Consider the following 23,578-nt stretch of genomic DNA (forward strand, 5'->3'; position numbering starts at 1 on the left):
TCCTCCCCGGAACGGGGGGGGGGGACCAGCGAAGCTGGTGGAGGGGGCGGGCGGCAAAAGTACCAGCCGTAAGACTCGCCTTACCCGATCGCAGCGCCCGGTATCGCTCCGAAACAGCCGTAACGCTTGCGGCGCTCCCCTCCACCACGCCGCTACGCGTCGCGGTCCCCCTCCCCGTTCCGGGGAGGATAGAACGGCGCAGCCACATCCTCGCGCACCCGCATCAACCGCCCGGTCGCGCGATCCAGCAAAGCCCAAGTCGTAACCGCCTCGAGCTTCACCTTCCCGTCACCGCCCAAAAACCGAACATGCCGATCGAACCGAGCCCCCCTTAGGCGCCCCCTCGACCCAGGTCTCGCCGACAACCGTCTCCCCCCGCGATCACACTCCCGCGGTAATCGATCTCATGCCGCGTCACGACCCACACATACGCCAGCTTGTGCTCGGCCGGCGCCACAGCCTCCCAATGCGCAGTCGCGATGGCCTGGATCCACTGCACCCAGACCGCATTGTTCACATGCCCAAGCTCGTCGATATCCGCGTCCTGCGCCGTGATCGAGAGCGTGAACCGGCTCACCCCGCGACGCCCAGCTGCCACAGCACGAACGCATGCTCCTCCGCGCCCTCCCGCAGCGATTCGAACCGCCCCGACTTGCCGCCATGCCCCGCGCCCATGTTGGTCTTGAGCAGCAGCACATTATCATCAGTCTTCATCAACCGCAGCTTGGCCGCCCACTTCGCCGGCTCCCAATAGGTCACGCGCGGATCGTTCAGCCCGCCAGAAATGAACATCGGCGGATAGTCCTGCGCCTTCACGTTGTCGTACGGCGAATACGACCGGATCAGCTCGAACGCCGCCTTATCCTCGATCGGGTTCCCCCACTCAGGCCACTCGCCCGGCGTCAGCGGCAGGGTCTCGTCGAGCATCGTATTCAGCACATCGACGAACGGCACGTCGGCGATCACCGCGCCCCACAGCTCGGGATCGGAATTGACCACAGCCCCCATCAGCTCGCCGCCCGCGGACCGTCCGGCGATCGCGATCTTCCCCGCCGACGTCCACTGCGCATCGACCAGCGCCTTCGCCACATCGACGAAATCGTTGAACGTGTTCGCGCGCTTCTCCAGCTTGCCATCGAGATACCATTGCTGGCCGAGATCGTCGCCGCCACGGATATGCGCGATCGCATAGGCAAACCCGCGATCGAGCAGGCTCATCCGCCCGGTCGAGAAGCCCGGCGGGATCGCATAGCCGTACGCGCCATACGCATAGAGGAACAAAGGCGCCGACCCATCGCGAACGAACCCGGCCGGATACACGATCGAGACCGGGATCTCCGTCCCGTCCCGCGCGACGATCTTGAGCCGCTCGGTCGCATATTTCGCCGCGTCATACCCGCTCGGGATCTCCTGCACCTTGAGCATCGTCCGCTCACCGGTATCGACGTCATAGTCGTACACGGTGCCAGGCGTGACCATCGACTCATACCCAAGCCGCAGCACCGTCATGTCGTACTCGGGATTATCCCCCAGCCCTGCGACATAGCTCGCCTCGGGGAAGTCGATCCGCTTGCCCTCGGTCGGCGTCTCGTACCGGTGGATCGCGATCTGATCGAGCCCGTCCTCGCGCCCATCGACGACGAAGAAGTCCTGATAGCACTCGACCCCGGTCATGTAGAAATGCGGCGATGCCGGAATCAGCTCGCTCCACGCATCCGGCTCCTCGACCAGCGCAGTGCAAAGCCGGAAATTCGGATCGACGTCGTTGGTATGGATGAACAGCGTCCCGTCATGCTCGTCGACATCATATTCGCGGCCCACCTTCCGCGCCGAAACGAGGATCGGCACCGCCAGAGGCTCATGCGCTGGCAGCAGATACAGTTCGCTCGTGACATGGTCGCTGGTCGCGATCACGATCCACTTGCGCGAACTCGTCTCGCCGACACCGACGCGAAAGCCCTCGTCTTCCTCGTGGAACAGCACGACGTCCTCGGAGATCGGCGTCCCCAGCCGGTGGAACCGCGCGTTGTCGGTGCGCCACTGCTCATTCGCCAGCCCGTACAGGAAGCCCGCATCGTCCGCGGTCCAGACGATCTCGCTGAGCATCCCCGGGATCACGTCGGGCAGATGCTCGCCGGTATCCAGGTCCTTGACCCGAACCTCGAACCGCTCGCTCCCATTGTCGTCGATCGCATAGGCGAGATAGCGCCCGTCATTGCTGATCGAGAACGCCCCGAGCCGGAAATACTCATGCCCCTCCGCCAGCGCCGGTTCGTCGAGCAACAGCTCGTCGTCACCGCCCGCAACCGGCTTGCGCCACCATTTCTTGTACTGCCCGCCGGTCTCGTACGCAGTCCAGTAGAGCCAGTCGCCGTCCTTCTGCGGCACCGAGGATTCGTCCTCCTTGATGCGCGCCTTCATCTCTTCGTAGATCGTATCGGTGAGCGCTTTATGCGGCGCCATCCGCTCTTCGAAATACACATTCTCGGCAGCGAGATACGCCAGCACGTCGACGTCATCGACCTCCGGATAGTTCGGATCCTTCAGCCAGGCGTAGGGATCCTCGATCGTCACGCCATGCGTGGTGAAGCTGTGCGGGCGCTGTTCGGCGATGGGGGGCGTGGTCATCCCGGTGTGTTAGCCGTGCCCGGTGTGGATGCCAAACGCCGTGGCATCGGGGAGAACCGATCCCCGCCACAACCACCACCCCGGCGAAGGCCGGGGCCCAAATGGAAAGGTCGCAGTAACGGCGCGCAATCCCTCGTTACCACCGTCCCCCAATTGGGCCCCGGCCTTCGCCGGGGGCTGGTCCTGCGAACCTGCACCAAGCTTGTTTGCCCGCGAAGGCGGGACCCAGACTGGGCTCCCGCCTTCGGGGAGAACAAGGGGGCCGGCAGAATCGGTTCGCTCGTCTAGCGAACGTGCGTCCGGCGAGGTGTCGCCCCTCGCCGCTGTCCTACAAACCGCGTTTCTGCCACAACGCCCGGCATGACCCGGCAAACCCCGCTGCAATACCAACGGGACGCGCATCGCAACCTCGCCAGACTGTGAACTTTGTGAACTTCGGCCCCAACGAGAGACCCAAGACATGCCCCCCGCTGACCGACCGCCTCACCGCCCTCCGCACCCAACTCGCCGCGCAAAACCTCGACGGCTTCGTGATCCCGCTCACCGACGAGCATATGAGCGAATATGTCGGCGGCTATGCACAGCGCCTCGGCTGGCTCACCGGCTTTGGCGGATCGGCAGGCACCGCGGTTGTGCTGGCCGACCGCGCGGCGATCTTCACCGACGGGCGCTACACGATCCAGGTTCGCGAGCAGGTCGATGGTGCGCAGTGGGACTATGAGCCCGTGCCGCAGACCAGCCCCGCTGCGTGGCTTGGCAAACACGCCCCCGAAGGCGGTCGGATCGGCTACGACCCGTGGCTGCATACCGGGACCTGGGTCGCAGAGGCCACCACCGCTCTCGCCGAACGGGGCGCAACGCTGGTCGCGGTCGACGCCAACCCGATCGATGCGATCTGGACCGATCGCCCAGCCCCCTCGCCTGCAAAACTGACAGTCCAGCCGGACGAGTTCACCGGTGCATCTTCCGCCGAAAAGCGCGCGAAGATCGCCGACTGGCTGTCCGAGCAGAATGCCGACGCGGTCATCCTGTCCGCACTCGATTCGATCGCGTGGGCACTCAACGTCCGTGGCGGCGACGTCGATCACACGCCCGTCGCGCTGTCCTATGCGATCGTCGGCGCGGACGGCACGACCGACCTGTTCGTCGCACCCGACAAGCTCGACGACGCGGTTCGCCAGCATCTGGGCAACGCGGTCCGCCTTCATGACCGCACCGTGTTCGCCGCTGCGCTGGGCACCTATGCCGGCAAGCGCGTCGCCGCCGATCCCGAACGCGCGGTCGCCGCGATCACGCAGGCGCTGCAGGCGGGCGGCGCCAAGATCCTGCCGCTGCGCGATCCGGTCGTGCTCGCCAAGGCGATCAAGAACCCGGTCGAGATAAGCGGCCACCGGGCTGCCTCGGCCCGCGACGGTGCTGCGCTCGCGCGCTTCCTGCGCTGGGTCGAGAGCGAGTGCGTGAAGGGCGGCCAAACCGAACTCAGCGCCGCCGCCAAGCTGCTCGCCTTCCGCGAACAGACCGGCGTCCTCAAGGACACCTCGTTCGACACGATCTCCGCCACCGGTCCGCACGGTGCGATCCCGCACTACCACGTCACCGAGGAATCGAGCGCGCCGATCGAACCCGGCCAGCTCTACCTGATCGATTCAGGCGGCCAATATGCGGACGGCACCACCGACGTCACGCGCGTCATGCCGATCGGAGAACCGACCGAAGAGATGCGCGACCGCTTCACCCGCGTCCTGAAGGGGCATATCGGCATCGCCACCGCGGTCTTCCCCGACGGCACGATGGGCGGCCAGATCGACGCCTTCGCGCGCCGTCCGCTCTGGAAAGCCGGCCTGGATTTCGCGCACGGCACCGGCCACGGCATCGGCGCCTATCTGGCCGTCCACGAAGGCCCGCAGCGGATCGCCGCGCCCAACTACCCCGGCGGAGCCGCGATGGAGCCGCTACGCGCCGGCATGATGCTCTCCAACGAGCCCGGCTATTACAAGGCCGGCGAATACGGCATCCGCATCGAGAACCTCATCCTGATCGAACCCCGCACGATCCCCGGTGCGGACCGCGCAATGCTCGGCTTCGAGACGCTCACCTTCTGCCCGATCGAACGCACGCTGATCGAGCCGACGCTGCTGACGACCGAAGAGCGCCAATGGGTCGACGACTATCACGTAAAGGTGCTGGCGGTGCTGGCGCCAGAAATGACCGATGCGGAAGATCGTGCCTGGCTCATCGCAAAATGCGCGCCTCTCAGGTAGACGACTCATCCTTGGTCGCAGGCGCTGCCCCGACGGCACGCGCCTGCGCCTTACGCCGCCGCAGGTTCTCGCGCAGCGCGGCAGCCATGCGTTCGGCCTTCTCCGCCGCCTTTCGATCCCGATCATCCATAAATACGCCCTACATTGTGGCGGGACGCCTTGACAATCGTCCCGCCCTCGTCTCTTAGCCCCACTCCGCCGGCAGCGATGCCAGCGAGTGCTGCCGTAGCTCAGTGGTAGAGCGCATCCTTGGTAAGGCTGAGGTCGTGAGTTCAATCCTCACCGGCAGCACCATTTTTCAACATTTGATCGTCGTGACAAGCATCCCCTGCGGGGACACCGACTTCCGTCGGGGTCTGTATTGACGCTTCCGCGAACGTTCTAGAGCCCTAGCTCAGCCATCGTCACGACGCGGTGCTCGCGGGCACTGATCTCGGCGGCGGTGCCGATCGCGACGGCGCGCAGGCCATCCTCCGCGGTGACCTGAACCGGCCCCTCCCCGCGGACCGCGGCGGCGAACGCGGCGTGCTGGTAATAGGTCGCGCCTTCGTGCGAGCCGGCGGCCTTGGCAGCGGGGTCTACGGCAACGTGGGCACGCTCGACCTGCTTCGCGTTCAGGAAGCCGACACGGGGGGAATAGACCAGTTCGCCCGCGGGGATCAGCACGTCGAGGCGGGCGGCATCGCCGGTGGCGGACATCTCCCTCCTGATTCTCGGCACCGTCGGCGAACATGCTGAGGTCGAGCATCGCGCGCACCCCGTTGGCGAAGTCGACCGTGGTGAAGCTGTTGTCGATGATGTCGGGGCGCTGGCCGTCATAGCGCTCGTCGAGATGGTTCACGTCCATCGCGCCCGAGCAATACACGCGCACCGCTTCGGAGCCGACGATGAGACGCATCAGGTCGAAGAAATGGCAGCATTTCTCGACCATCGTGCCGCCGGTATTGGCCGAGAAGCGGTTCCAGTCACCGACCTTGGGCAGGAACGGGAAGCGGTGTTCGCGGATCGAGAGCATCTGGAGCCGGCCGACGCGGCCTGCGCGCACCTGATCGATGAACGCGGCGGCGGGGGGCATGAAGCGATATTCCATGCCGGTCCAGAACGGCTTCGCATGAGCGGCGGCGCGCTCGACGATCCAGCGCGCATCCTCGATCGTGGTCGCCAGTGGCTTCTCGCAGAGGATCGCGGCGTCCATGTCGAACAGTCGTTCGAGCACGTCGCGGTGCGTGTTGTTGGGCGAGGCGATGACGATCGCGTCGACGTCAGCACCCTTGGCGAACGCCTCGACGCTGTCGAACCGCGCGACAGTGGCGGCGCGGTCGCCAAGGGCATCGGTCGCCCAGTCGATCGAGGTCGCGACCGGATCGGCGATCGCGACGATCTCCGCGCCCGGCAGGATCGCCAAGTTGCGAAGGTGTTCGACGCCCATCATACCCGTTCCGACGACGCCGTATCTGATCGTGGCTACCAAGCTGTCATTCCCTATGCCATGGCCGCCTGCATGACGACGATCCGCCTTTCCAACGACCTTCGCCCGCTCGGCAAGAGCGAAATCCTTGTTTCGCCGATAGCCTGGGGCATGTGGCGGCTGGCCGGAGAGGTCGCCCCGGTCCACGCCATGATTGAGGCGGCCTTGGGGGCCGGGATCAACTTCTTCGATACCGCCGATATCTATGGCTGCGACGTGCCCGCCGGGTTCGGCTCGGCGGAGGAACTGTTCGGGCGTGCGCTGGCCGAAGACCGGTCATTACGTGCGAAAATGGTGATCGCGACCAAGGCGGGCATCCGTCCCGGCATCCCGTATAATTCGAGCGCGACGTATCTTGCCGATGCGCTCGACGCGTCGCTGACGCGGATCGGCGTCGAGCAAGTCGACCTGTACCAGATCCACCGTCGCGACTTCCTCACGCATCCGCACGAGGTGGCCGAAACGCTGACCCGGATGGTCGAGACGGGCAAGATCCGCAGCATCGGCGTGTCGAACTACAGCGTGGACGAGTTCGACGCGTTGCAGGCTTTCCTGAGCCAGCCGATCGTCAGCACGCAGCCTGAGTTCTCGCCGTTGCGGACTGCGCCGCTGTTCGACGGGACGCTCGATCAGGCGATGCGGCATGACGTGGCAGTGATGGCGTGGTCGCCGCTCGGTGGCGGGCGACTGGCGCAGGGCGATCATCCTGCGGGCAAGTTGCTGGCCGAGCATGGCGCGCGCTACGGCGTTGATGCGGCAACCGCGACGCTGGCGTGGATCATGGCGCATCCCGCGCGAATCATTCCTATTGTCGGGTCGCAGAATCCGGCGCGGATCGCGGCGTCGGCGGAGGCGTACAAGGTCGAGTGGACGCGGGCTGAATGGTATGCAGTGCTGCAGGCCGGTATGGGTGAGAATCTGCCATGACCGTCCTGCCCCCCTGCGAGATCAGCTGGTTCTCCGCGCTGTGCGACGACGATTACGAGTTTCTCGGCGTACCCGACGCGGCATTGAAATCGAGCTGGGAGCATTGCCGCGACATCGTGATGCAGGCCGAGACCGCCGGCTACGACAATATCCTGCTGCCGTCGGGCTATGCGCTGGGGATCGACACGACCGCGTTCGCGGCGGGGATCGCGCCGATGCTCAAGCGGTTGCGGCTGCTGATGGCGGTACGGATCGGCGAGAGCTGGCCGCCGCAACTCGCACGCCAGATCGCGACGATCGACCGGATGTTGGGCGGGCGGCTGGCGATCAACATCATCTCGAGCGACCTGCCGGGCGAGAAGCTGGAGAGCGCGCCGCGCTATGCGCGCACGGTCGAGGCGATGCACATCCTGCGGACGTTGCTCGATGGCAAACCGCTCGATCATGATGGCGAGTTCTGGAAGCTGAAGGTCGATCCGCCGCGCGTGACGACGGTGACGGGGACGTGTCCGGCGCTGTATTTCGGGGGCTTTCGGAGGCGGCGCGCGATGCGGCGGCGACCAATGCCGACGTGTATTTGATGTGGCCGGATACGATGGATGCGGTGCGGGCGATCGTTGCGGATTTGCGGTCGCGGGCGGCAAAGTATGGGCGGACGTTGCGGTTCGGATACCGAGTGCATGTCGTCGTGCGCGAGACTGAGGCGGAAGCCCGCGTTGCCGCCGACCTGCTACTCTCGAAGCTCGACGATGCCGAGGGTCGTGCGATCCGGGAGCGCTCGCTGGACTCGCAGTCGGCTGGCGTGCGGCGTCAGGCCGAGTTGCGCGAGGGGTCGGATGATGGGTATGCCGAGGCGAACCTGTGGACCGGGATCGGGCGGGCTCGGTCTGGGTGCGGGGCAGCGATCGTTGGCGATCCGGATCAGGTACTGGCTAAGCTGAATGCTTACCGGGCGGAGGGGATCGATGCGTTTATTCTATCCGGCTATCCGCATGCGGCGGAGGCGGATCTGTTTGCGCGGCATGTCTTGCCGCGGATCGAGCATGGACCGCTGGTGATTTGATTACGGGAGTTCCCGGGCGGTAGCACCACCCCGGCGGAGGCCGGGGCCCAGTTGGAAAGATCGCAGTAACAAAAGACTGCGCGCAGTTGGCACCGTCCCCCAACTGGGCCCCGGCCTTCGCCGGGGTGGTGTTTGGTTGGCGGTGCCCCTTCCCCTTCCTTGTTCTCCCGCGAAGGTGGGAGCCCAGTCTGGGTCCCCGCCTTCGCGGGGAAACAAGCGTGCTCGAAGGAGATGGCCGCGAAGCCAATCCGGAGTGAGCCCCACCCGCTGCAACCAAATAACCGGCTCCGCGAAGAGAAACTGGCTGGCCACCGCGCGCCTCTCGTCCATGTTAGGCTCGTATGACCAAGCCTACCAAGACCGTCGCGCAACTCAGCGCTCGTGCGCGCGCGCTGTTGTTCGCGCTCGTCGTCACCGCCGGCATCCTCAACCTCGTCGACCGCCAGATCATCTCCGTCCTGAAACCGACGATCGCCACCGATCTCGGCTGGAGCGACGACGATTACGGGACGCTCGCCGCATGGTTCCAGGGCGGCGCGGCGTTCGCATTCCTGTTCACCGGGTGGATCGTCGACAAGCTCGGCGTCAAATGGGCGAACCCGATCGGCGTCGCGGCGTGGAGCATCGCGGCGATGGCGCATGGTTGGGCGCGGTCGATGACCGAGTTCGTGATGATCCGTGTTAGCCTCGGCGCGACCGAGGCGATGGGGACGCCGACCGGGATCAAAACGATCGCCTCCGTGCTGCCCAAGAACTGGCGATCCAGCGGATTCGGCGCGACCAACGCCGCCAACAGCATCGGCGCGATCCTGGCACCGCTGGCGATCCCGGGCGTAGCGCTGCTGGTCGGGTGGCGCGGGACGTTCGTCGCGGCGGGCGCTCTAGGGCTCGTCTGGGCTGCGGTATGGCTGGTCGCGACACGGCGCGTGACTTTCTCCCCGCCCCGTCCGGTCGAGACGGATACCGCTCCCCTCGCCGAGTACGGTCCGATCCTGCGCAACCGCCAGACCTGGGCGATCGCGGTCGCCAAGATCCTGTCGGATGCGACCTGGTGGCTGCTGCTGTTCTGGCTGCCCGACTTCTTCCACCGGCAATACGGGCTGACCGGCGTCGCACTCGGCGTGCCGCTCGCCATTGCTTATGGTGGCGCGGCGGTCGGGTCGCTGCTCGGCGGCGGGGTTTCGACGCGGCTTCTGAGCCTCGGCTACAGCGTCAACGCTGTCCGCAAAGGCATCTTGCTGGTCGCCGCGCTGTGCGTGCTGCCGATCCCGCTGGTGCTCTACGCGGGCAATTATGCGGTCACGATCGGCCTCATGGCGCTGACCCTGGCAGCACATCAGGCATTTTCGACCAATCTCTTCGCGCTGATCGCCGACGTCGTGCCGCAAGACAAGCTCGGCCAAGTGACGGCGTTCGGATCGTTCAGCGGCAACGTCGGTGGGATGGTGATCGCCAAGGTCGCGGGGCTCGTGCTCACCGCAGGGCTCGGGTATCTCCCGTTATTCCTGTTCGCGAGCGTGTCGTACCTGCTCGCGGTCGGGTGGATCCAGCTGCTCTTGCCGAGGCTGCGTCCGATCGAGGCGCGCTAAAGCAGATACGACGTACCTGCATATCGTTCTTTATACCCATCGCGCGAATGGGATTTACAAGGCGGCATCAATTTCGGGGAGGGAACCCATGATCGATCCACGCATCCAGCGGCGCCATGTCGCGCTGTTCGCCGGCACCGCACTCGTCGCGCTCGTCACTCCGGCGACTGCGCAGGATATTCCCGCGACGACACCGGTGACTGCGCCGACCACCACGCCCGCCCCGGCGGCGCAGAGCGACGAAGTGATCGTCACCGCACGCTATCGCAACGAGACGCTCCAGTCGGTGCCGATCGCGATCACCGCGGTCAGCGGCAAGTCGCTCGCCGAGCGCCAGTTGAACACGGTCGAGAACATCGCCGCGACGATCCCCTCGGTCGGCTTCCGCAGCGGCGCGTCGAACAAGGATCGCACGATCTTCATCCGCGGCGTCGGCACGATCACGACCTCGCCCGGCGTCGAGCCATCGGTATCCACCGTGCTCGACGGCGTCGTCCTCACCCGCCCCGGCCAATCGACGCTCGACCTCGGCGAAGTCGAGCGGATCGAGGTGTTGCGCGGACCGCAGGGCACGTTGTTCGGCAAGAACGCCTCGGCGGGCGTGGTCAACATCGTCACCCGCAACCCGACCGACGAGTTCCGCGCGTTCGGCGAGGCCGGCATCACCTCCGACGAGGAATACCGGATCAAGGCCGGCATCTCGGGCGCGCTCGTCCCCGGCAAGGTACAGGCGCTGATCGGCGGTCTGTACGACGACTATAAGGGCAACGTCCGCAACGTCGCACGCAACCAGGACGTCAACGGATACCGGCGCTATGGCGCACGCGGCAAGCTGGTCGTGACGCCATCCGACGACCTGAAGTTCACGATCATCGGCGACTATCTCAACTCGCACGATACGACGCCGACCAGCGTCTATGCCACCACCAGCCGCACCGCCTATCCGACCGGTGTCGTCACCAACTCGCCCGACCTCGCCGCCGCGCTGGGCGCGAGCGGGATCGTCGCGGGACCAAGCAATCGCCGGACCAACAACAATACGATCACCGACGTGAAGGACGAAAATTACGGCGGGTCGTTTACCGGCGAACTCGCGCTCGGTGGTCACCACGTCACCTCGATCACCGGTTGGCGGCAATGGCTCAACAACCAGCGCCAGGACTACGACAGCGTCGCCGCGCTCTCGACCGCGTTCCCGTCGGGGCAGGACGCAGGCAGCGTCAATACCAAGCAATTCTCCGAGGAACTGCGGCTGACGTCGCCCAAGGGCGGGCTGATCGATTACGTCGTCGGCGCCTATTACCTCCACGCAGCGACCGACGAGCGATACCAGCGCACGCTGACCTCACTCGCCGCGGGTGGCGCGCAAAGCACGACGACGGGCGTCGCCAACTACGGCATCACCAACGACAATTACGCGCTGTTCGGTGAGGCGAACGTCAATTTCACGCCGAAATTCCGCGGTATTGCCGGCTATCGCTCGACCTGGGACAGCCTCGATTTCTACCACGTCCGCACCTCGACCGCGGATCCGCTCAGCACCGGCGCGGCGGCGCTCGATCGGCCCGGCGTCCGCGCCTATCACAACGCAACCGGCGGGATCGACAAGCGCGGCGACAGCTATCGCCTCGGGCTTCAATATGATCTCGGCGAGCATGCGCAGACCTATTTCACCTATTCGCACGGCTATAAGGGCCCGGCGTACAACGTATATTTCAACATGCGGTCTCTGAACGCGACGACGCCGCTCGACGAGGTGCCGCTGAGCCCGGAAACGTCCAATTCCTACGAGATCGGGCTGAAGGGCAGCACCGCGAACCGTGCGCTAAGCTACAGTCTGGCGGCGTTCACGACCAATTTCGACGGGTATCAGGCGAGCTTCAACGACGTCGTTGCGGGCGCGCAGGTCAGCCGGCTGATCAACGCCGGATCGGTCCGCTCGCGCGGGGTCGAGGCGGATGTGACCCTGCGCCCGACCAAGGGCCTGACGCTCGATATCTCCGCCGCCTATACCGACGCGACGGTCCGCAACTTCCTCTGCCCGACCGGCGCGCCGACGAGCTGCAACATCAACGGCCAGCCGCTCCCCTATGCGCCGAAGATCAAGCTGTACGAGAATGCGGCGTACAAGTTCGGGCTGACCGATACGCTGGCGCTGGAACTCCAGACCGACGTCACGTTCAGCAGCAAGGTGCAATATTCGCTCGCCGAGACGCCGAGCACGGTCCAGCCGTCCTACGCGATCTGGAATGCGAGCGTCGCGGTGCTGAGCGATACGTCCGGCTGGCAGCTGCGCGCGTATGTGAAGAACCTGACGAACACCTCCTATTCGTCGTTCCTCACCGCGGGCACGTTTGCGGGCACGGTGCGGTTCGTGCCGCGCGACGACAAGCGCTATGCCGGGCTGCTGCTGCGCAAGGACTTCTGATCGAGCCTCGATTCCGCCCCCTGCTGATGCGTTGAGGTTGGATCGCCCCCTTCAGTAGACAAGCCGCTGTAATTGCCGCGCCATGCAGTACGCGCGTTCTTCCTATCGAACGCGTTTTACCACATGGTGCCCGCATGCCGACGATACCCGCCGTCTCGACGATCGCCCAGACGATCCAGCTTTCGCTAGCGCCCGTGTTCATGCTGGCGGGTATCGGCCAGTTGCTGAACGTGCTGGCCGGCCGCCTGTCACGGGTGATCGACCGCGCGCGGAAGCTCGAACATCTCCACGCGAGCAGCACCGGGCCGGAGCATGTCCGCTTCGTCTGGGAACTGCGCCTACTCGACCGCCGGATGACGATCATCAACGCTGCGCTGTTCCTCGCGGTCTCCAGTGCGATCATGACGTGCATCCTGATCGCGCTGCTGTTCATCGCCGAACTCGCCAAGCTGCACTTCGGGACCTACGTCGCGGTGTGCTTCATTCTCGCGATGATCCTGCTGATCGCCGCGCTGATCTCGTTCATCTTCGAGGTGCGGATTTCGCTCCGCGCATTTCGTATCCGCCCCGAATTGCTGAGGCCCCTGCCATGACCGGCTCTATCGAGAAGCGCCTATTGCAGGCCGTGATCGCGGTGGCGTGCCTGTTGCCGCTGATCGTCGGCGGCCAGGGCGTCCTGCACGGCCCTGCGCCATTCGGGCATCTGGCCGATGTGCCGAGGGATCTCGACAGCCATTTCCGGTATATCTCGGGGATATTCTTCGCGACCGGGCTCGGGTTCGTCAGCTGCATCCCGAATATCGAGCGCAAGGGACCGCGGTTCCGGCTGCTCGGCGGGCTGATCTTCGTCGGGGGCGTATCACGGCTTATATCGTTGATCGCGGTCGGCGTGCCGTCGCAGGGCCATGTGCTCGGTCTGGGCATGGAGACGATCGTCGTGCCGTTGCTGATGCTCTGGCAATGGAATTTCGCGCGGCGGAATTTCGCGCGGCGGACCGCATCGCACGCTTGATCTGAACGATGATCGCCAGCGTGCGTTAGGGGCGACATCCAATCCCATGCAGACAGGAACGCCGTGACGAGACTATTGAAGATCGTCGGCGGTGCAATCCTGTTGGTGGTCGTGATCGGTGCGCTGATCGTGACGATCGTGCCGCAATTCCTCGACCGGATCTATTATCGCGGGTCGGCTTCGGCCCATTTCGACGGTGCGCGGTTCTTCAATCCCGATGGCGACGCGGATACCAAGCAGATCCAGCCCAAGGGCAGCGGCGGTGGCCGTGCGAGCTTCTTCTGGAAGTATTTCACCGGCAGCGATGGCCGGCCTGGGTGGCCGAAGTCGGTCGCGGTGAACCGCATCGCGCCGCCCGCGCGCGTCGAGGGCGAGCGGATGGTCGTGACGTGGGTCGGCCATGCCAGTGTGCTGATCCAGACGCAGGGGCTCAACATCCTCACCGATCCGGTCTGGGCGGAGAAGGCCGGGCCGCTGGGCACGGGGCCACGTCGTATCGCCGAGCCGGGGATCGCGTTCGATGCGCTGCCGAAGATCGACGTCGTGCTGGTCAGCCACAATCACTACGACCATCTCGACAAGGCGACGCTGAAGCGGCTGTGGGAGCGAGATCGGCCGCGGATCGTCACGAGTTTGGGCAATGACAGCGTGATCGGCCAGACCGGCGCGCAGGCGACCGCGCTCGACTGGGGCCAGCGGGTGGCGATCAAGCCCGGCGTCGACGTCGTCGTGACGCGCAACCATCATTGGGGCAGCCGCTGGTTTACCGACCGAAATCGCGCGCTGTGGTCGAGCTTCGCCGTCACGCTGCCGGGCGGGAACGTGTTCTTTGCGGGCGATACCGGGATGGGCGATGGCCAATGGCCGGTCGAGGCGGCGGCACTCGGGCCGATCCGGCTGGCGCTGATCCCGATCGGTGCGTTTCGGTTCGTCGATGGCCAGATGGAGTCCGGTAGCCATATCGGACCGGTCGACGCGGTCGAGGTCTATCGCCGGCTCGGTGCGGCGCACGCGATCCCGATCCACTGGGGGACGTTCCGGCTGTCGTTCGAGGGGGTATGATACGCCGCCTAAACTGCTGGCGGCGGCGATGCGGTGCACGGGGCAGACTGGGTTCGCGCCCGTTGCGATCGGGCGGCCGGTGGAGGTTGCGGGGTATGTGAAGCCGGTGACGGTAACGCCGATGGCTCGGGCGGCTTTGTTGCAGTGTCTCGATACGCCGACGGTGCGGGACTTGCGCTAAATTCTCCGTCAGCTCGAAACTGTTCGGCGGGTATCCCCTGTGACCAAGTAAGCCTGTTTCCCCGCGAAGGCGGAGACCCAGACTCGGCTCCCGCTTTCGCGGGAGAATAACGAGAGAGAAGCGTAACGCCGGCCCCCCATCCGACCACCCCGGCGAAGGCCGGGGCCCAGTTGGAAAGGTCGCAGTAACGGAAGACCGCGTTAAGTTAGCGACGTTCCCCAACTGAGCCCCGGCCTTCGCCGGGGAGGTGTACCCGCTCGGACGCGATAGGCGCCGAACACAGCCCGCACCTCACCCCATCTTGAACACGCAGAGCTTGTTGCCGTCCGGATCGCGGAAATATGCGCCGTAGAAGCCCATCTCCTCGGGTCCACGCGTGCCGGCAGCGCCTTCGTCCGCGCCGCCGAGTTCGATCGCCTTGGCGTAGACTTGGTCGACCTGCTCGCGCGAGTCCGCTGCCAGCGCGACCATCGTGCCGTTGCCCGCGGTCGCGGCCGCGCCGTCATAGGGCTTGCCGATCACGAGCATCGGCTTGTCGGGGCCCGCGCCGTAGAAGGTGAGCTGGCGTGCGTCGGGCATCTGCATCAGGCGCTTGCCGCCGACCGTCGCGAACAGCGCATCGTAGAAGGTGAGCGCAGTATCGATATCGTTGGTGCCGAGCGTCGCGTAGCCGATCATGGGTCTCTCCTCTTATGAATAAGGAGCGATATCGGCGGGTTACGCGGGGGACGCAACTAGCTGCTCCCTCGCGAAGGCGGGGGTCCAGGCCCGAACCCTCCCGGCATTCAACGGTGATGTAATCCCTGGGCCCCCGCGTTCGCGGGGGAACAGCTAGCGTTGCGGTCGTGGGTCAGCCGACGAAGGCGCGCTCGATCACGAACGTGCCCGGCTTAGAATTCGCGCCCTCCTCGAAGCCATTCGCCTCGAGCATCACCGCGAATTCCTTGATCATCTCGGTCGAGCCACACAGCATCGCGCGGTCGGTCTCGGGGTTGAGCTTCTGCTCGCCGCGGACCGGGTGGCCGAACAGTGAGGCATCCTCGATCAGCGCACCGATCCGCCGCGTGGTGCGGAACGGCTCGCGCGTCACGGTCGGGATGTAGTGGAACTGCGTCTGCGCTTCGTCGGCGATCAGCGGGTCCTCCGCCAGCAGGCCTACCATATCGTCGTGATAGGCGAGATCGCTCACGCGGCGCACGCTGTGCACGACGATCACCTGCTCATACGCCGCGTACACGTCGGGGTCGCGCATCAGGCTGAGGAATGGCGCGAGGCCGGTGCCGGTCGAGAACATGAACAACCGCTTCCCCGGCAGCAGCGCGTCGAGCACCAGCGTGCCCGTCGGCTTCTTGCCGAGATACACTTCGTCGCCGGGCTGGATCAGCTGGAGCTTCGAGGTCAGCGGGCCGTCCTCGACCTTGATCGACAGGAACTCGAGTTCCTCCGAATAATGCGGGGACGCGATCGAATAGGCGCGCATGATCGGCTTGCCGCCCTCCTGCGGAAGACCGATCATCACGAACTCGCCCGAGCGGAAGCGGAAAGTCGATGGCCGCTCGATCGCGAAGCTGAACAGATGTTCGTTCCAGTGACGCACCCACAGCACCTTGGCGTTGAGGAACGCGGGGGGTCTCGGGGATCAGCGCGGGCGCGCGGGTTGCTTCGACGGTCGGGGCGGTCATGCGTCTATTCCTTGGCCTACGCGCGGGCGCTGGCGGATCGATGGCTTGCGAAACGGTCGCATTATGGGCGCGAGCCGGACGGGTCAACAACAGCTAAACTTGGCGTTGCCCAAACCGCCGCATCGTATCTCCCCGTTCTCCTGCGAACGCAGGAGCGCAGGATCACGAACGGCGTACCCCGCAACCCTGGACTCCTGCGTTCGCAGGAGAACGAAGTTGGCTATCACCGGTGATCACTGGCCGTTGCCGACTCAGGCCATGTTCCCCATATTCCCCCTCGATGGCCATTCAGATCCGCACCAGCCTCGCCGAGCCCGAAACCGGCGAAAGCTTTGTCCCGCACCGCCCGACCGCGCGTCCCGACAAGGTCGAGGGGCGGCAAACGGTTCAACCTCGTCAGCGAATACGAACCCGCGGGCGACCAGCCGACTGCGATCGCCGAACTCGTCTCCGCGATCGGCGACGGGGAGAAGGACCAGGTGCTGCTCGGCGTCACCGGCTCGGGCAAGACCTTCACGATGGCCAGCGTCATCAACCGCGTCCAGCGCCCCGCGCTGATCCTCGCGCCCAACAAGATCCTGGCCGCACAGCTCTACGGCGAGATGAAGTCGTTCTTCCCCGACAACGCGGTCGAATATTTCGTCAGCTATTACGATTATTACCAGCCCGAGGCGTATGTCGCGCGCTCGGATACCTACATCGAGAAGGAATCGTCGACCAACGAGTCGATCGACCGAATGCGGCATTCGGCCACCCGCGCGCTGCTCGAACGCGACGACGTTATCATCGTCGCGTCGGTGTCGTGCCTGTACGGTATCGGCTCGGTCGAGACCTATTCGGCGATGATCTTCGACCTCAAGAAGGGCACGACGGTCGACCAGCGCGAGATCGTGCGTAAACTCGTCGCGCTCCAGTACAAGCGCAACGACGCGGCGTTCCAGCGCGGCAATTTCCGCGTGAAGGGCGATACGTTGGAGATCTTCCCGTCGCATTACGAGGACAGCGCGTGGCGCATCTCGTTCTTCGGCGACGATATCGAGGGAGATCATCGAGTTCGATCCGCTGACCGGCAAGAAGGTCGCGTCGCTGAACTCGGTGCGCGTGTACGCGAATTCGCATTACGTGACGCCCGGCCCGACGCTCAAGCAGGCGGGCGAGGCGATCAAGCACGAACTGGCCGAGCGGCTGAAGGAGCTGGTGCTGGAGGGCAAGCTGCTGGAGGCGCAGCGGCTTGAGCAGCGGACGAACTTCGACCTGGAGATGATCGCGGCGACCGGATCCTGCGCGGGGATCGAGAATTACAGCCGCTTCCTCACCGGCCGCATGCCGGGCGAGCCGCCGCCCACGCTATTCGAATATCTCCCCGACAACGCGCTGCTGTTCGTCGACGAGAGCCACGTCACGATCGGCCAGATCAACGGCATGTCGCGCGGCGATCACCGTCGCAAACTGACGCTTGCCGAATACGGCTTCCGCCTTCCGAGCGCGATCGACAATCGTCCGCTACGTTTCAACGAATGGGACGCGATGCGCCCGCCGACGACCTATGTCTCGGCGACACCCGGCAGCTGGGAAATGGAACAGACCGGCGGCGTGTTCGCCGAACAGGTCATCCGCCCGACCGGGCTGATCGATCCGCCCGTCGAGATCAAGCCGGTCGAGGAGCAGGTCCAGGACCTGATCGTCGAGGTCGGCAAGACCACGGCGCTCGGCTATCGCACGCTCGTCACCACGCTGACCAAGCGGATGGCCGAAGATCTCACAGAGTACATGCACGAGGCGGGGATCAAGGTCCGCTACATGCACAGCGACGTCGAGACGCTGGAACGCATCGAACTTATCAGAGATCTCCGTCTCGGCGTCTACGACGTCCTGATCGGCATCAACCTGTTGCGCGAGGGATTGGACATTCCCGAATGCGGGCTGGTCGCGATCCTTGATGCGGACAAGGAAGGCTTCCTGCGTTCCGAGACGTCCCTGATCCAGACGATCGGTCGCGCCGCGCGCAACGTCGACGGCCGCGTGATCCTGTACGCCGACCGCGTCACCGGATCGATGGAACGCGCGATGAACGAGACGTCGCGCCGCCGCGAGAAGCAGGTCGCGTACAACACCGAGCACGGGATCACCCCGACGACGATCCGCCGCAACATCGGCGATATCATCGCGCACGTCGCGAGCCAGGATCAGGTGACGATCCCGATCGACGAGGACCGCCCTCACATGGTCGGCCACAACCTGCGCGCGTATATCGAGGACCTCGAGAAGCAGATGCGCAAGGCGGCGAGCGATCTGGAGTTCGAGACCGCCGGGCGACTGCGCGATGAAATCCGCCAGCTGGAGAACGAGGGAGCTCGGCCTGCCAGTCGACCAGCAGAAAGCGCCTGTCATGGGGCGGTCCAACGAGGGCAAGCCCGGCACGCGCAAAACGCGTTACGGCAAGAGTCAGAAAATGCGGATGGGCGGTTCGCGATCGCGGTGATCGCGGACGTCACTGGTGCGGGCAACTTACCCGCACCGGTCGAAATGTAGCTTAGCCGACGACGAGGTCTTCGCTGCTCGACCCGTAATAGCTTGCGACGCGATCGGCATAAGCCTGGTCGAAGACGGGTGCGTTGTTCGCCCAGCTCGGGCCGCCTTCGAGGACGCGCTTGTCGATCGTGACCACGTAAAGGTCGCGGACCGCGTCGAACTGGAGGAGCGCGAACGGCAGCGGGTAGAAGCTCTTGCCCATCCCGAGGAAGCCGCCGAGGCTGAGCACGGCGTGGGTGACGCGGCCGGTGCCCTTGTGGACCATGAACGCGTGGACCGAGCCGACATTGTCGCCGTCGCGGCTCTCGACCTTCATCGTGCCGGAGATGTTCGACTGGACGAGCAGCTGGGTGGGCGTCTGGGCGGCGGTATCGGACATGGACGTTCTCCTGATTTCTTCCGTCGTTGAACCGGTATCACCGTGCGGCGGTTCCCGCCGGGCGCTCTTCGTCGTACTTGAGCGACCGCCGGGCGTGCCGCATAGCGATGCGATGCGCACTCCGTCCCCTCACCTCGTCGGCTTGCGATCGCTTGCCCGCCCTCTCGTCCTGGCGCGGCTTGCCGGTCTGGCGACGCTTGCGTCGATCGCGGGTTGCGTGCCGCCGCCGCGTGCGGAAGCGCCGCCCCCGCCGCGCACCGTGGCCCCGGCCCCTGCCCCGGAGCCGCGTCCGACACCGATTGCTGCCGACTGGCGCGACTGGCCGTATTCGCCGGGGACTTGGGTCTATCGCCGCGATGCGCGCGGCTCGATCGCGTTGTTCGGGCCTGCCAATGCCGACGCCTCGCTGACCGTGCGGTGCGACACCGCGGCGCGCCAGGTCTACCTGTCGCGCGCGGGGAGCACGGCGACGCCGCTCACAATCCGCACGTCGAGCGTGACGCGCGCCGTGTCCGTACAACCGACCGGGGGGCACGCCGCCCTATGTCGCAGCCGCGCTGATGCCGAACGATTCGTTGCTGGAGGCGATGGGGTTCAGTCGCGGGCGGTTCGTTGTCCAGCAGGCCGGACTGCCGCCGCTGGTCGTGCCCGCCTGGGCCGAAATAGAGCGGGTCACCGAAGATTGCCGCGGCTGATTTCGATGAACCGGCAGTCGCACAGGATTGCCCGAAAACTTCCGTAAAACAAGGCTTGTATCGCAGGCGCGGTCGGCACACATTGGCGTTGCGGTCAGGCTTGGCCGCGTTGTTTCAACAAGCGAAAGGAGGTGATCCGATGTCTCATGGTTCAGCAGTGAGTTCGGTTCGGTTCGTTCGGGGGACGCACCGCTAACGCCGCCGACATGCGTGGGGAGTATTCTCTCCCAGTCAACGCGTGTGTCACAGGATAAGCGGTACGCATGGTCCTCCGGGCTGGAGCTCTCCGGCCGCTGACCATGTCAGGAGGCTGTCGGTTCGTCGTCAGACGATCCGGCAGCCTCTTTTCGTTTGTGGGGGTGTCGGGTTGGGGCCGCTGGTCGATCCGGTGCTTTGAGACATTGCGTGAGCGGAACAGGTCCGCCGTTGTCGAACCACTCCGGCCCTTCCGACCTGACGATGTCGGCAGGCGTGGCTGAGTAGGTGCTTGCCTCACCCTAGGCACCGGTCATTTTCTGTAATCAGCTTTACGGTTGAGCACCCAAAGTCGAGCCCGCAACGGGCCAACGCTGAGCAGCCGAGAGCGCACACATGCATGCCCCCGCTCCCGCCGCATCCTGACGAAAGTCAGGATCCAGGGTCGCGAAGGGCTGCATTCGGTTACTCTGGATCCTGACTTTCGTCAGGATGACGAGGGAGAGACGGGACCAAGTGGGCTGCTGATGTAGGCACCTCGATCTACTACGCGTGTTGCCCGCGCCGCGCCCTTTGTCCGTAACGACCCCTACAGGAACGACTTCGCCCGGTTGAGGACGATGCTGCACATCCTCGTCTTCACCTGCCCGCCGAGAGCGTCGAGTGAAAACGCCTGGCCGTTTGGCGCCTGCACTTCGCCTTCCTGTCCCGCGGCATAGCCCGGCGACGTCTGCACACCCTGTCGTCCAGTCAGTCGCTGGAGGATCGATTGCGCGCCGGTGGCCGGGGCCTTCGCGCTGCCCGCTCGTGACGCTGCATTCCGCCCGCCAGTTAAGGCGCCAAGCGCACCGCCTTGCCCGAGCAGATTGTTCTTCAGGCAATAGCCGAGCAGGCCGGCAGCATTGCCCGCGCCGATCGATCCGACGTTCGGCAACGCGCCACCTAGCAGACCGCCGAGTCCCCCGAGGCTGCCCAGGCCACCCTGAGTCGACGCCGATTGCGGCGCGGTGGTCTGGGCCGAGGCCGTGGTCGCTAGGGCGAAGGCTGCGACGAGGGCGATTGCGGTCTTGGGCATGATGAGCGTGCTCCGATAAGGTCGTATTACTAACAGGACTGGCCGGGGTGCGTTCCGGGCTCGGCTTCGTTCAGCCGCCCGCGAAGAACGCGTCGACCGATCCGCGCTTTGCGCCCAACGCCGCCGCCACCCGTCGGCGAGCATCGTAATAGACCAGCGCCGGCGCGGCCGGATCGGTCTGTCGAAGGCGGGCGGCCTCCGCGTCCGTCAGGCTGCTCTCGCGCGCGACATGATCCGCATACCCCTCCTGCTGCCAGGTCGGGAGCATAGCACCGCGCAGTTCGCTAAGATGGTTGGCGATCATGATGTGCGTCGTCTCGTGCGCGATCACGCCGGACAGCGTCCGGGTACCACCGATCGCACGACCGTTCGTCACGCGGTCGGCGGCGACGTCGCTGCGGTTGAAAACGATCGCCGTGCTGAACGGCCGGCGGAACGCGAAGGCGCCCGGTGACTGGATCGCCAGAAGGCGCCACCGCCAGCCACCGTCCGTCAGGAACAGCGAGCGATCGAGCGGACCGGTGTAGAGCGGACTGGTGCGCAACAAGCCCTCGGCACGCGCCAGCTCGCTGCCGATCCGAGGATCGATCGGACGCTCGGCATAGACGGTGACGGTGCCGACGTGCTGCTTATACGGAAACGCGAGCAACTGCGGCGCGTGGACGACCGCGACGGCAAGCAGAAGGAGGAAGGCCACGACCCACCGGACGGGCCCCCGCCCCCTTCTGCCTGCGCGCGTCGTCATGCCGGCGTCAGCAAGCCTTCGCGCGCGATCTTATCACGCCAGACCAAAGGTGCGAGCTGGTGGACGTTCTCGCCGGCGGAATCGACCGCGACGGTCACCGGGAAGTCGCTGACCTCGAACTCGTAGATCGCTTCCATGCCGAGATCCGCGAAACCGACGACCTTCGATCCCTTGATTGCGCGCGCCACGAGATACGCCGCCCCGCCGACCGCCATCAGGTATGCAGACTTAGCCTCCGCGATTGCCTTGGTCGCATCGCCCCCCGCGCTCCGCCTTGCCGACCATCGCCAGCAGGCCCTGGTCGAGCATCATCCGCGTGAACTTGTCCATCCGCGTTGCCGTGGTGGGGCCCGCAGGTCCGACGACTTCCTCGCCGACCGGATCGACCGGCCCGACATAATAGATCACGCGACCCTTGAAATCGACCGGCAGCGGCTCGCCCGCATCGAGCATGTCCTTGATCCGCTTGTGCGCCGCGTCGCGCCCGGTCAGCATCTTGCCGTTGAGCAGCAGGCGGTCGCCATGCTTCCACGTCTGCACGACGTCCGGCGTCAGCGTGTCGAGATCGACCCGGATCGCGGCCTTGTCGGGCGTCCAGTTGACGTCGGGCCATTCCTCCAGCTTCGGCGCCTCCAGATACACCGGGCCCGGAGCCGTCGAGCACGAAATGCGCGTGGCGGGTGGCGGCGCAGTTCGGGATCATCGCCACCGGCTTCGACGCGGCGTGCGTCGGCCAGTCGAAGATCTTCACGTCGAGGATGGTGGACAGTCCGCCCAGCCCCTGCGCACCGATGCCGAGCGCGTTGACCTTGTCGTAGATCTCGATCCGCAGCGCCTCGATGTCGTTCTTCGGCCCGCGCGCCTTCAGCTGCGCCATGTCGATCGAGCCCATCAGCGACTGCTTGGCGAGGATCATCGACTTCTCGGCGGTGCCGCCGATGCCGATGCCGAGCATCCCCGGCGGGCACCAGCCGGCGCCCATCTGCGGGATCATCTCAAGCACCCAGTCGACGATCGAATCGCTCGGGTTCATCATCTTGAACTTCGACTTGTTCTCGCTGCCGCCACCCTTCGCCGCGACGTCGATCGAGACGGTGTTGCCCGGCACCATCTCCACATGCATCACGCTCGGCGTGTTGTCCTTGGTGTTGCGGCGGGTGAAGGCGGGGTCGGCGAGGATCGACGCGCGCAGCTTGTTCTCGGGGTTGAGATACGCCTTCCGCACGCCTTCGTCGACGACCTCCTGCAGGCTGCGGGTCGACTCGAGGCGGCAGTCCTGGCCCCATTTGACGAAGATCGTGACGATGCCGGTATCCTGGCAGATCGGGCGGTGCCCCTCGGCGCACATCCGGCTGTTAGTCAGGATCTGCGCGATCGCATCCTTGGCGGCGGGGCTCTGCTCGGCCTCGTACGCGACGCCCAGCGCGCGGATGTAATCCATCGGGTGGTAGTAGCTGATGAACTGGAGTGCGTCGGCGACGCTTTCGATCAGGTCGGCTTCGGTGATGACGGTCATGCAGCGCCTTTACGGATACAGGTTTGCAGCCGCCTTAGCGGTGATCGTGCGAATTTTGAAGACGGGGCCGTCGTGGTGATCCGGGCGCAAGCGGCCAAAGGTTACGATAAGGTCACACCAACGTGCCCTCGCGTATCCGA

At 65.4% G+C, this 23,578-nt stretch carries 15 protein-coding genes, 1 tRNA gene and 6 pseudogenes; 12 read left to right on the top strand and 10 right to left on the bottom strand.

Annotated features, from left to right (window positions below):
- Window positions 1-152: 152 nt before the first annotated feature.
- Window positions 153-577 (bottom strand): annotated as a pseudogene (locus NHF48_RS12200) (acyl-CoA thioesterase).
- A complete protein-coding gene (locus NHF48_RS12205) occupies window positions 574-2,628 on the bottom strand; it encodes a S9 family peptidase (protein WP_253071269.1) in 2,055 nt (684 codons plus the stop codon). Before NHF48_RS12205 ends, NHF48_RS12200 begins: the two are co-directional and overlap by 4 nt.
- Before the next feature lie 428 nt (window positions 2,629-3,056).
- On the opposite strand from NHF48_RS12205, the gene NHF48_RS12210 reads away from it, so the two are divergent.
- Window positions 3,057-4,889 (top strand): aminopeptidase P family protein, encoded by a 1,833-nt coding sequence (locus NHF48_RS12210; protein WP_253072414.1) that lies wholly within the window; start codon window positions 3,057-3,059, stop codon window positions 4,887-4,889.
- Here the strand turns inward: NHF48_RS12210 and NHF48_RS12215 are convergent.
- Window positions 4,882-5,019: a hypothetical protein gene (locus NHF48_RS12215; protein WP_253071270.1), complete on the bottom strand. Its 138-nt coding sequence runs from the start codon at window positions 5,017-5,019 to the stop codon at window positions 4,882-4,884. The two genes, NHF48_RS12210 and NHF48_RS12215, sit on opposite strands and share 8 nt — an antisense overlap.
- Before the next feature lie 89 nt (window positions 5,020-5,108).
- Here NHF48_RS12215 and NHF48_RS12220 point away from each other — a divergent pair.
- Window positions 5,109-5,183, top strand: a tRNA-Thr gene (locus NHF48_RS12220).
- 87 nt (window positions 5,184-5,270) lie between these two features.
- Here NHF48_RS12220 and NHF48_RS12225 read toward each other — a convergent pair.
- Window positions 5,271-6,348 (bottom strand): annotated as a pseudogene (locus NHF48_RS12225) (Gfo/Idh/MocA family protein).
- Window positions 6,349-6,390: 42 nt separating this feature from the next.
- Here NHF48_RS12225 and NHF48_RS12230 point away from each other — a divergent pair.
- The 8 genes and pseudogenes from NHF48_RS12230 (at window position 6,391) to NHF48_RS25985 (ending at window position 14,619) form a co-directional block, all read left to right on the top strand.
- A complete protein-coding gene (locus tag NHF48_RS12230) occupies window positions 6,391-7,284 on the top strand; it encodes an aldo/keto reductase (protein WP_253071271.1) in 894 nt (297 codons plus the stop codon).
- Window positions 7,281-8,347, top strand: a pseudogene (locus NHF48_RS12235) (LLM class flavin-dependent oxidoreductase). The gene NHF48_RS12230 and the pseudogene NHF48_RS12235 overlap by 4 nt, the downstream one beginning before the upstream one ends.
- Before the next feature lie 341 nt (window positions 8,348-8,688).
- Window positions 8,689-9,936, top strand: coding sequence for an MFS transporter (locus NHF48_RS12240; protein WP_253071272.1), 1,248 nt, complete (start codon window positions 8,689-8,691; stop codon window positions 9,934-9,936).
- Between the two features lie 88 nt (window positions 9,937-10,024).
- Window positions 10,025-12,364 carry a TonB-dependent receptor gene (locus NHF48_RS12245; RefSeq protein ID WP_253071273.1) on the top strand — a complete coding sequence of 780 codons (2,340 nt, stop codon included), beginning with the start codon at window positions 10,025-10,027 and terminating at the stop codon, window positions 12,362-12,364.
- A gap of 134 nt (window positions 12,365-12,498) precedes the next feature.
- The gene (locus NHF48_RS12250; RefSeq protein WP_056065567.1) at window positions 12,499-12,957 is read left to right on the top strand and encodes a DUF2721 domain-containing protein; all 459 of its coding nucleotides are present in this window, start codon (window positions 12,499-12,501) and stop codon (window positions 12,955-12,957) included.
- Window positions 12,954-13,376 carry a DUF4345 domain-containing protein gene (locus NHF48_RS12255; protein WP_253071274.1) on the top strand — a complete coding sequence of 141 codons (423 nt, stop codon included), beginning with the start codon at window positions 12,954-12,956 and terminating at the stop codon, window positions 13,374-13,376. The genes NHF48_RS12250 and NHF48_RS12255 overlap by 4 nt, the downstream gene beginning before the upstream one ends.
- A 63-nt stretch (window positions 13,377-13,439) precedes the next feature.
- The gene (locus tag NHF48_RS12260) at window positions 13,440-14,438 is read left to right on the top strand and encodes an MBL fold metallo-hydrolase (protein ID WP_446741150.1); all 999 of its coding nucleotides are present in this window, start codon (window positions 13,440-13,442) and stop codon (window positions 14,436-14,438) included.
- A gap of 28 nt (window positions 14,439-14,466) precedes the next feature.
- Complete coding sequence (locus NHF48_RS25985; protein WP_446741151.1) at window positions 14,467-14,619, top strand: hypothetical protein; 153 nt, start codon at window positions 14,467-14,469, stop codon at window positions 14,617-14,619.
- A gap of 291 nt (window positions 14,620-14,910) precedes the next feature.
- Here the strand turns inward: NHF48_RS25985 and NHF48_RS12265 are convergent, their stop codons facing one another.
- Both NHF48_RS12265 and NHF48_RS12270 read right to left on the bottom strand, forming a co-directional pair.
- On the bottom strand, window positions 14,911-15,297 hold the full coding sequence (locus tag NHF48_RS12265) for a VOC family protein (RefSeq protein ID WP_253071275.1): 387 nt from the start codon (window positions 15,295-15,297) through the stop codon (window positions 14,911-14,913).
- A gap of 172 nt (window positions 15,298-15,469) precedes the next feature.
- Window positions 15,470-16,301: pseudogene (locus NHF48_RS12270) on the bottom strand (ferredoxin--NADP reductase).
- 280 nt (window positions 16,302-16,581) lie between these two features.
- Between NHF48_RS12270 and uvrB the strand changes: the two are divergent.
- Window positions 16,582-18,783: pseudogene (gene uvrB / locus NHF48_RS12275) on the top strand (excinuclease ABC subunit UvrB).
- Between the two features lie 51 nt (window positions 18,784-18,834).
- Here uvrB and NHF48_RS12280 read toward each other — a convergent pair.
- Window positions 18,835-19,212, bottom strand: a complete 378-nt coding sequence (locus tag NHF48_RS12280) for a PRC-barrel domain-containing protein (protein ID WP_056065550.1) — start codon at window positions 19,210-19,212, stop codon at window positions 18,835-18,837.
- Window positions 19,213-19,324: 112 nt separating this feature from the next.
- Between NHF48_RS12280 and NHF48_RS12285 the strand changes: the two genes are divergently transcribed.
- Window positions 19,325-19,954, top strand: a complete 630-nt coding sequence (locus tag NHF48_RS12285) for a hypothetical protein (protein WP_342454639.1) — start codon at window positions 19,325-19,327, stop codon at window positions 19,952-19,954.
- A gap of 737 nt (window positions 19,955-20,691) precedes the next feature.
- Here NHF48_RS12285 and NHF48_RS12290 read toward each other — a convergent pair.
- The 3 genes and pseudogenes from NHF48_RS12290 to NHF48_RS12300 form a co-directional block, all read right to left on the bottom strand.
- Window positions 20,692-21,177, bottom strand: coding sequence for a DUF2501 domain-containing protein (locus NHF48_RS12290; protein ID WP_253071277.1), 486 nt, complete (start codon window positions 21,175-21,177; stop codon window positions 20,692-20,694).
- 70 nt (window positions 21,178-21,247) lie between these two features.
- Window positions 21,248-21,874 (bottom strand): hypothetical protein, encoded by a 627-nt coding sequence (locus NHF48_RS12295; RefSeq protein WP_253071278.1) that lies wholly within the window; start codon window positions 21,872-21,874, stop codon window positions 21,248-21,250.
- A gap of 44 nt (window positions 21,875-21,918) precedes the next feature.
- Window positions 21,919-23,438, bottom strand: a pseudogene (locus NHF48_RS12300) (fumarate hydratase).
- Between the last annotated feature and the right edge of the window lie 140 nt (window positions 23,439-23,578).

Source organism: Sphingomonas sp. H160509, from assembly GCF_024124765.2.
Taxonomy (GTDB): Bacteria; Pseudomonadota; Alphaproteobacteria; order Sphingomonadales; family Sphingomonadaceae; genus Sphingomonas.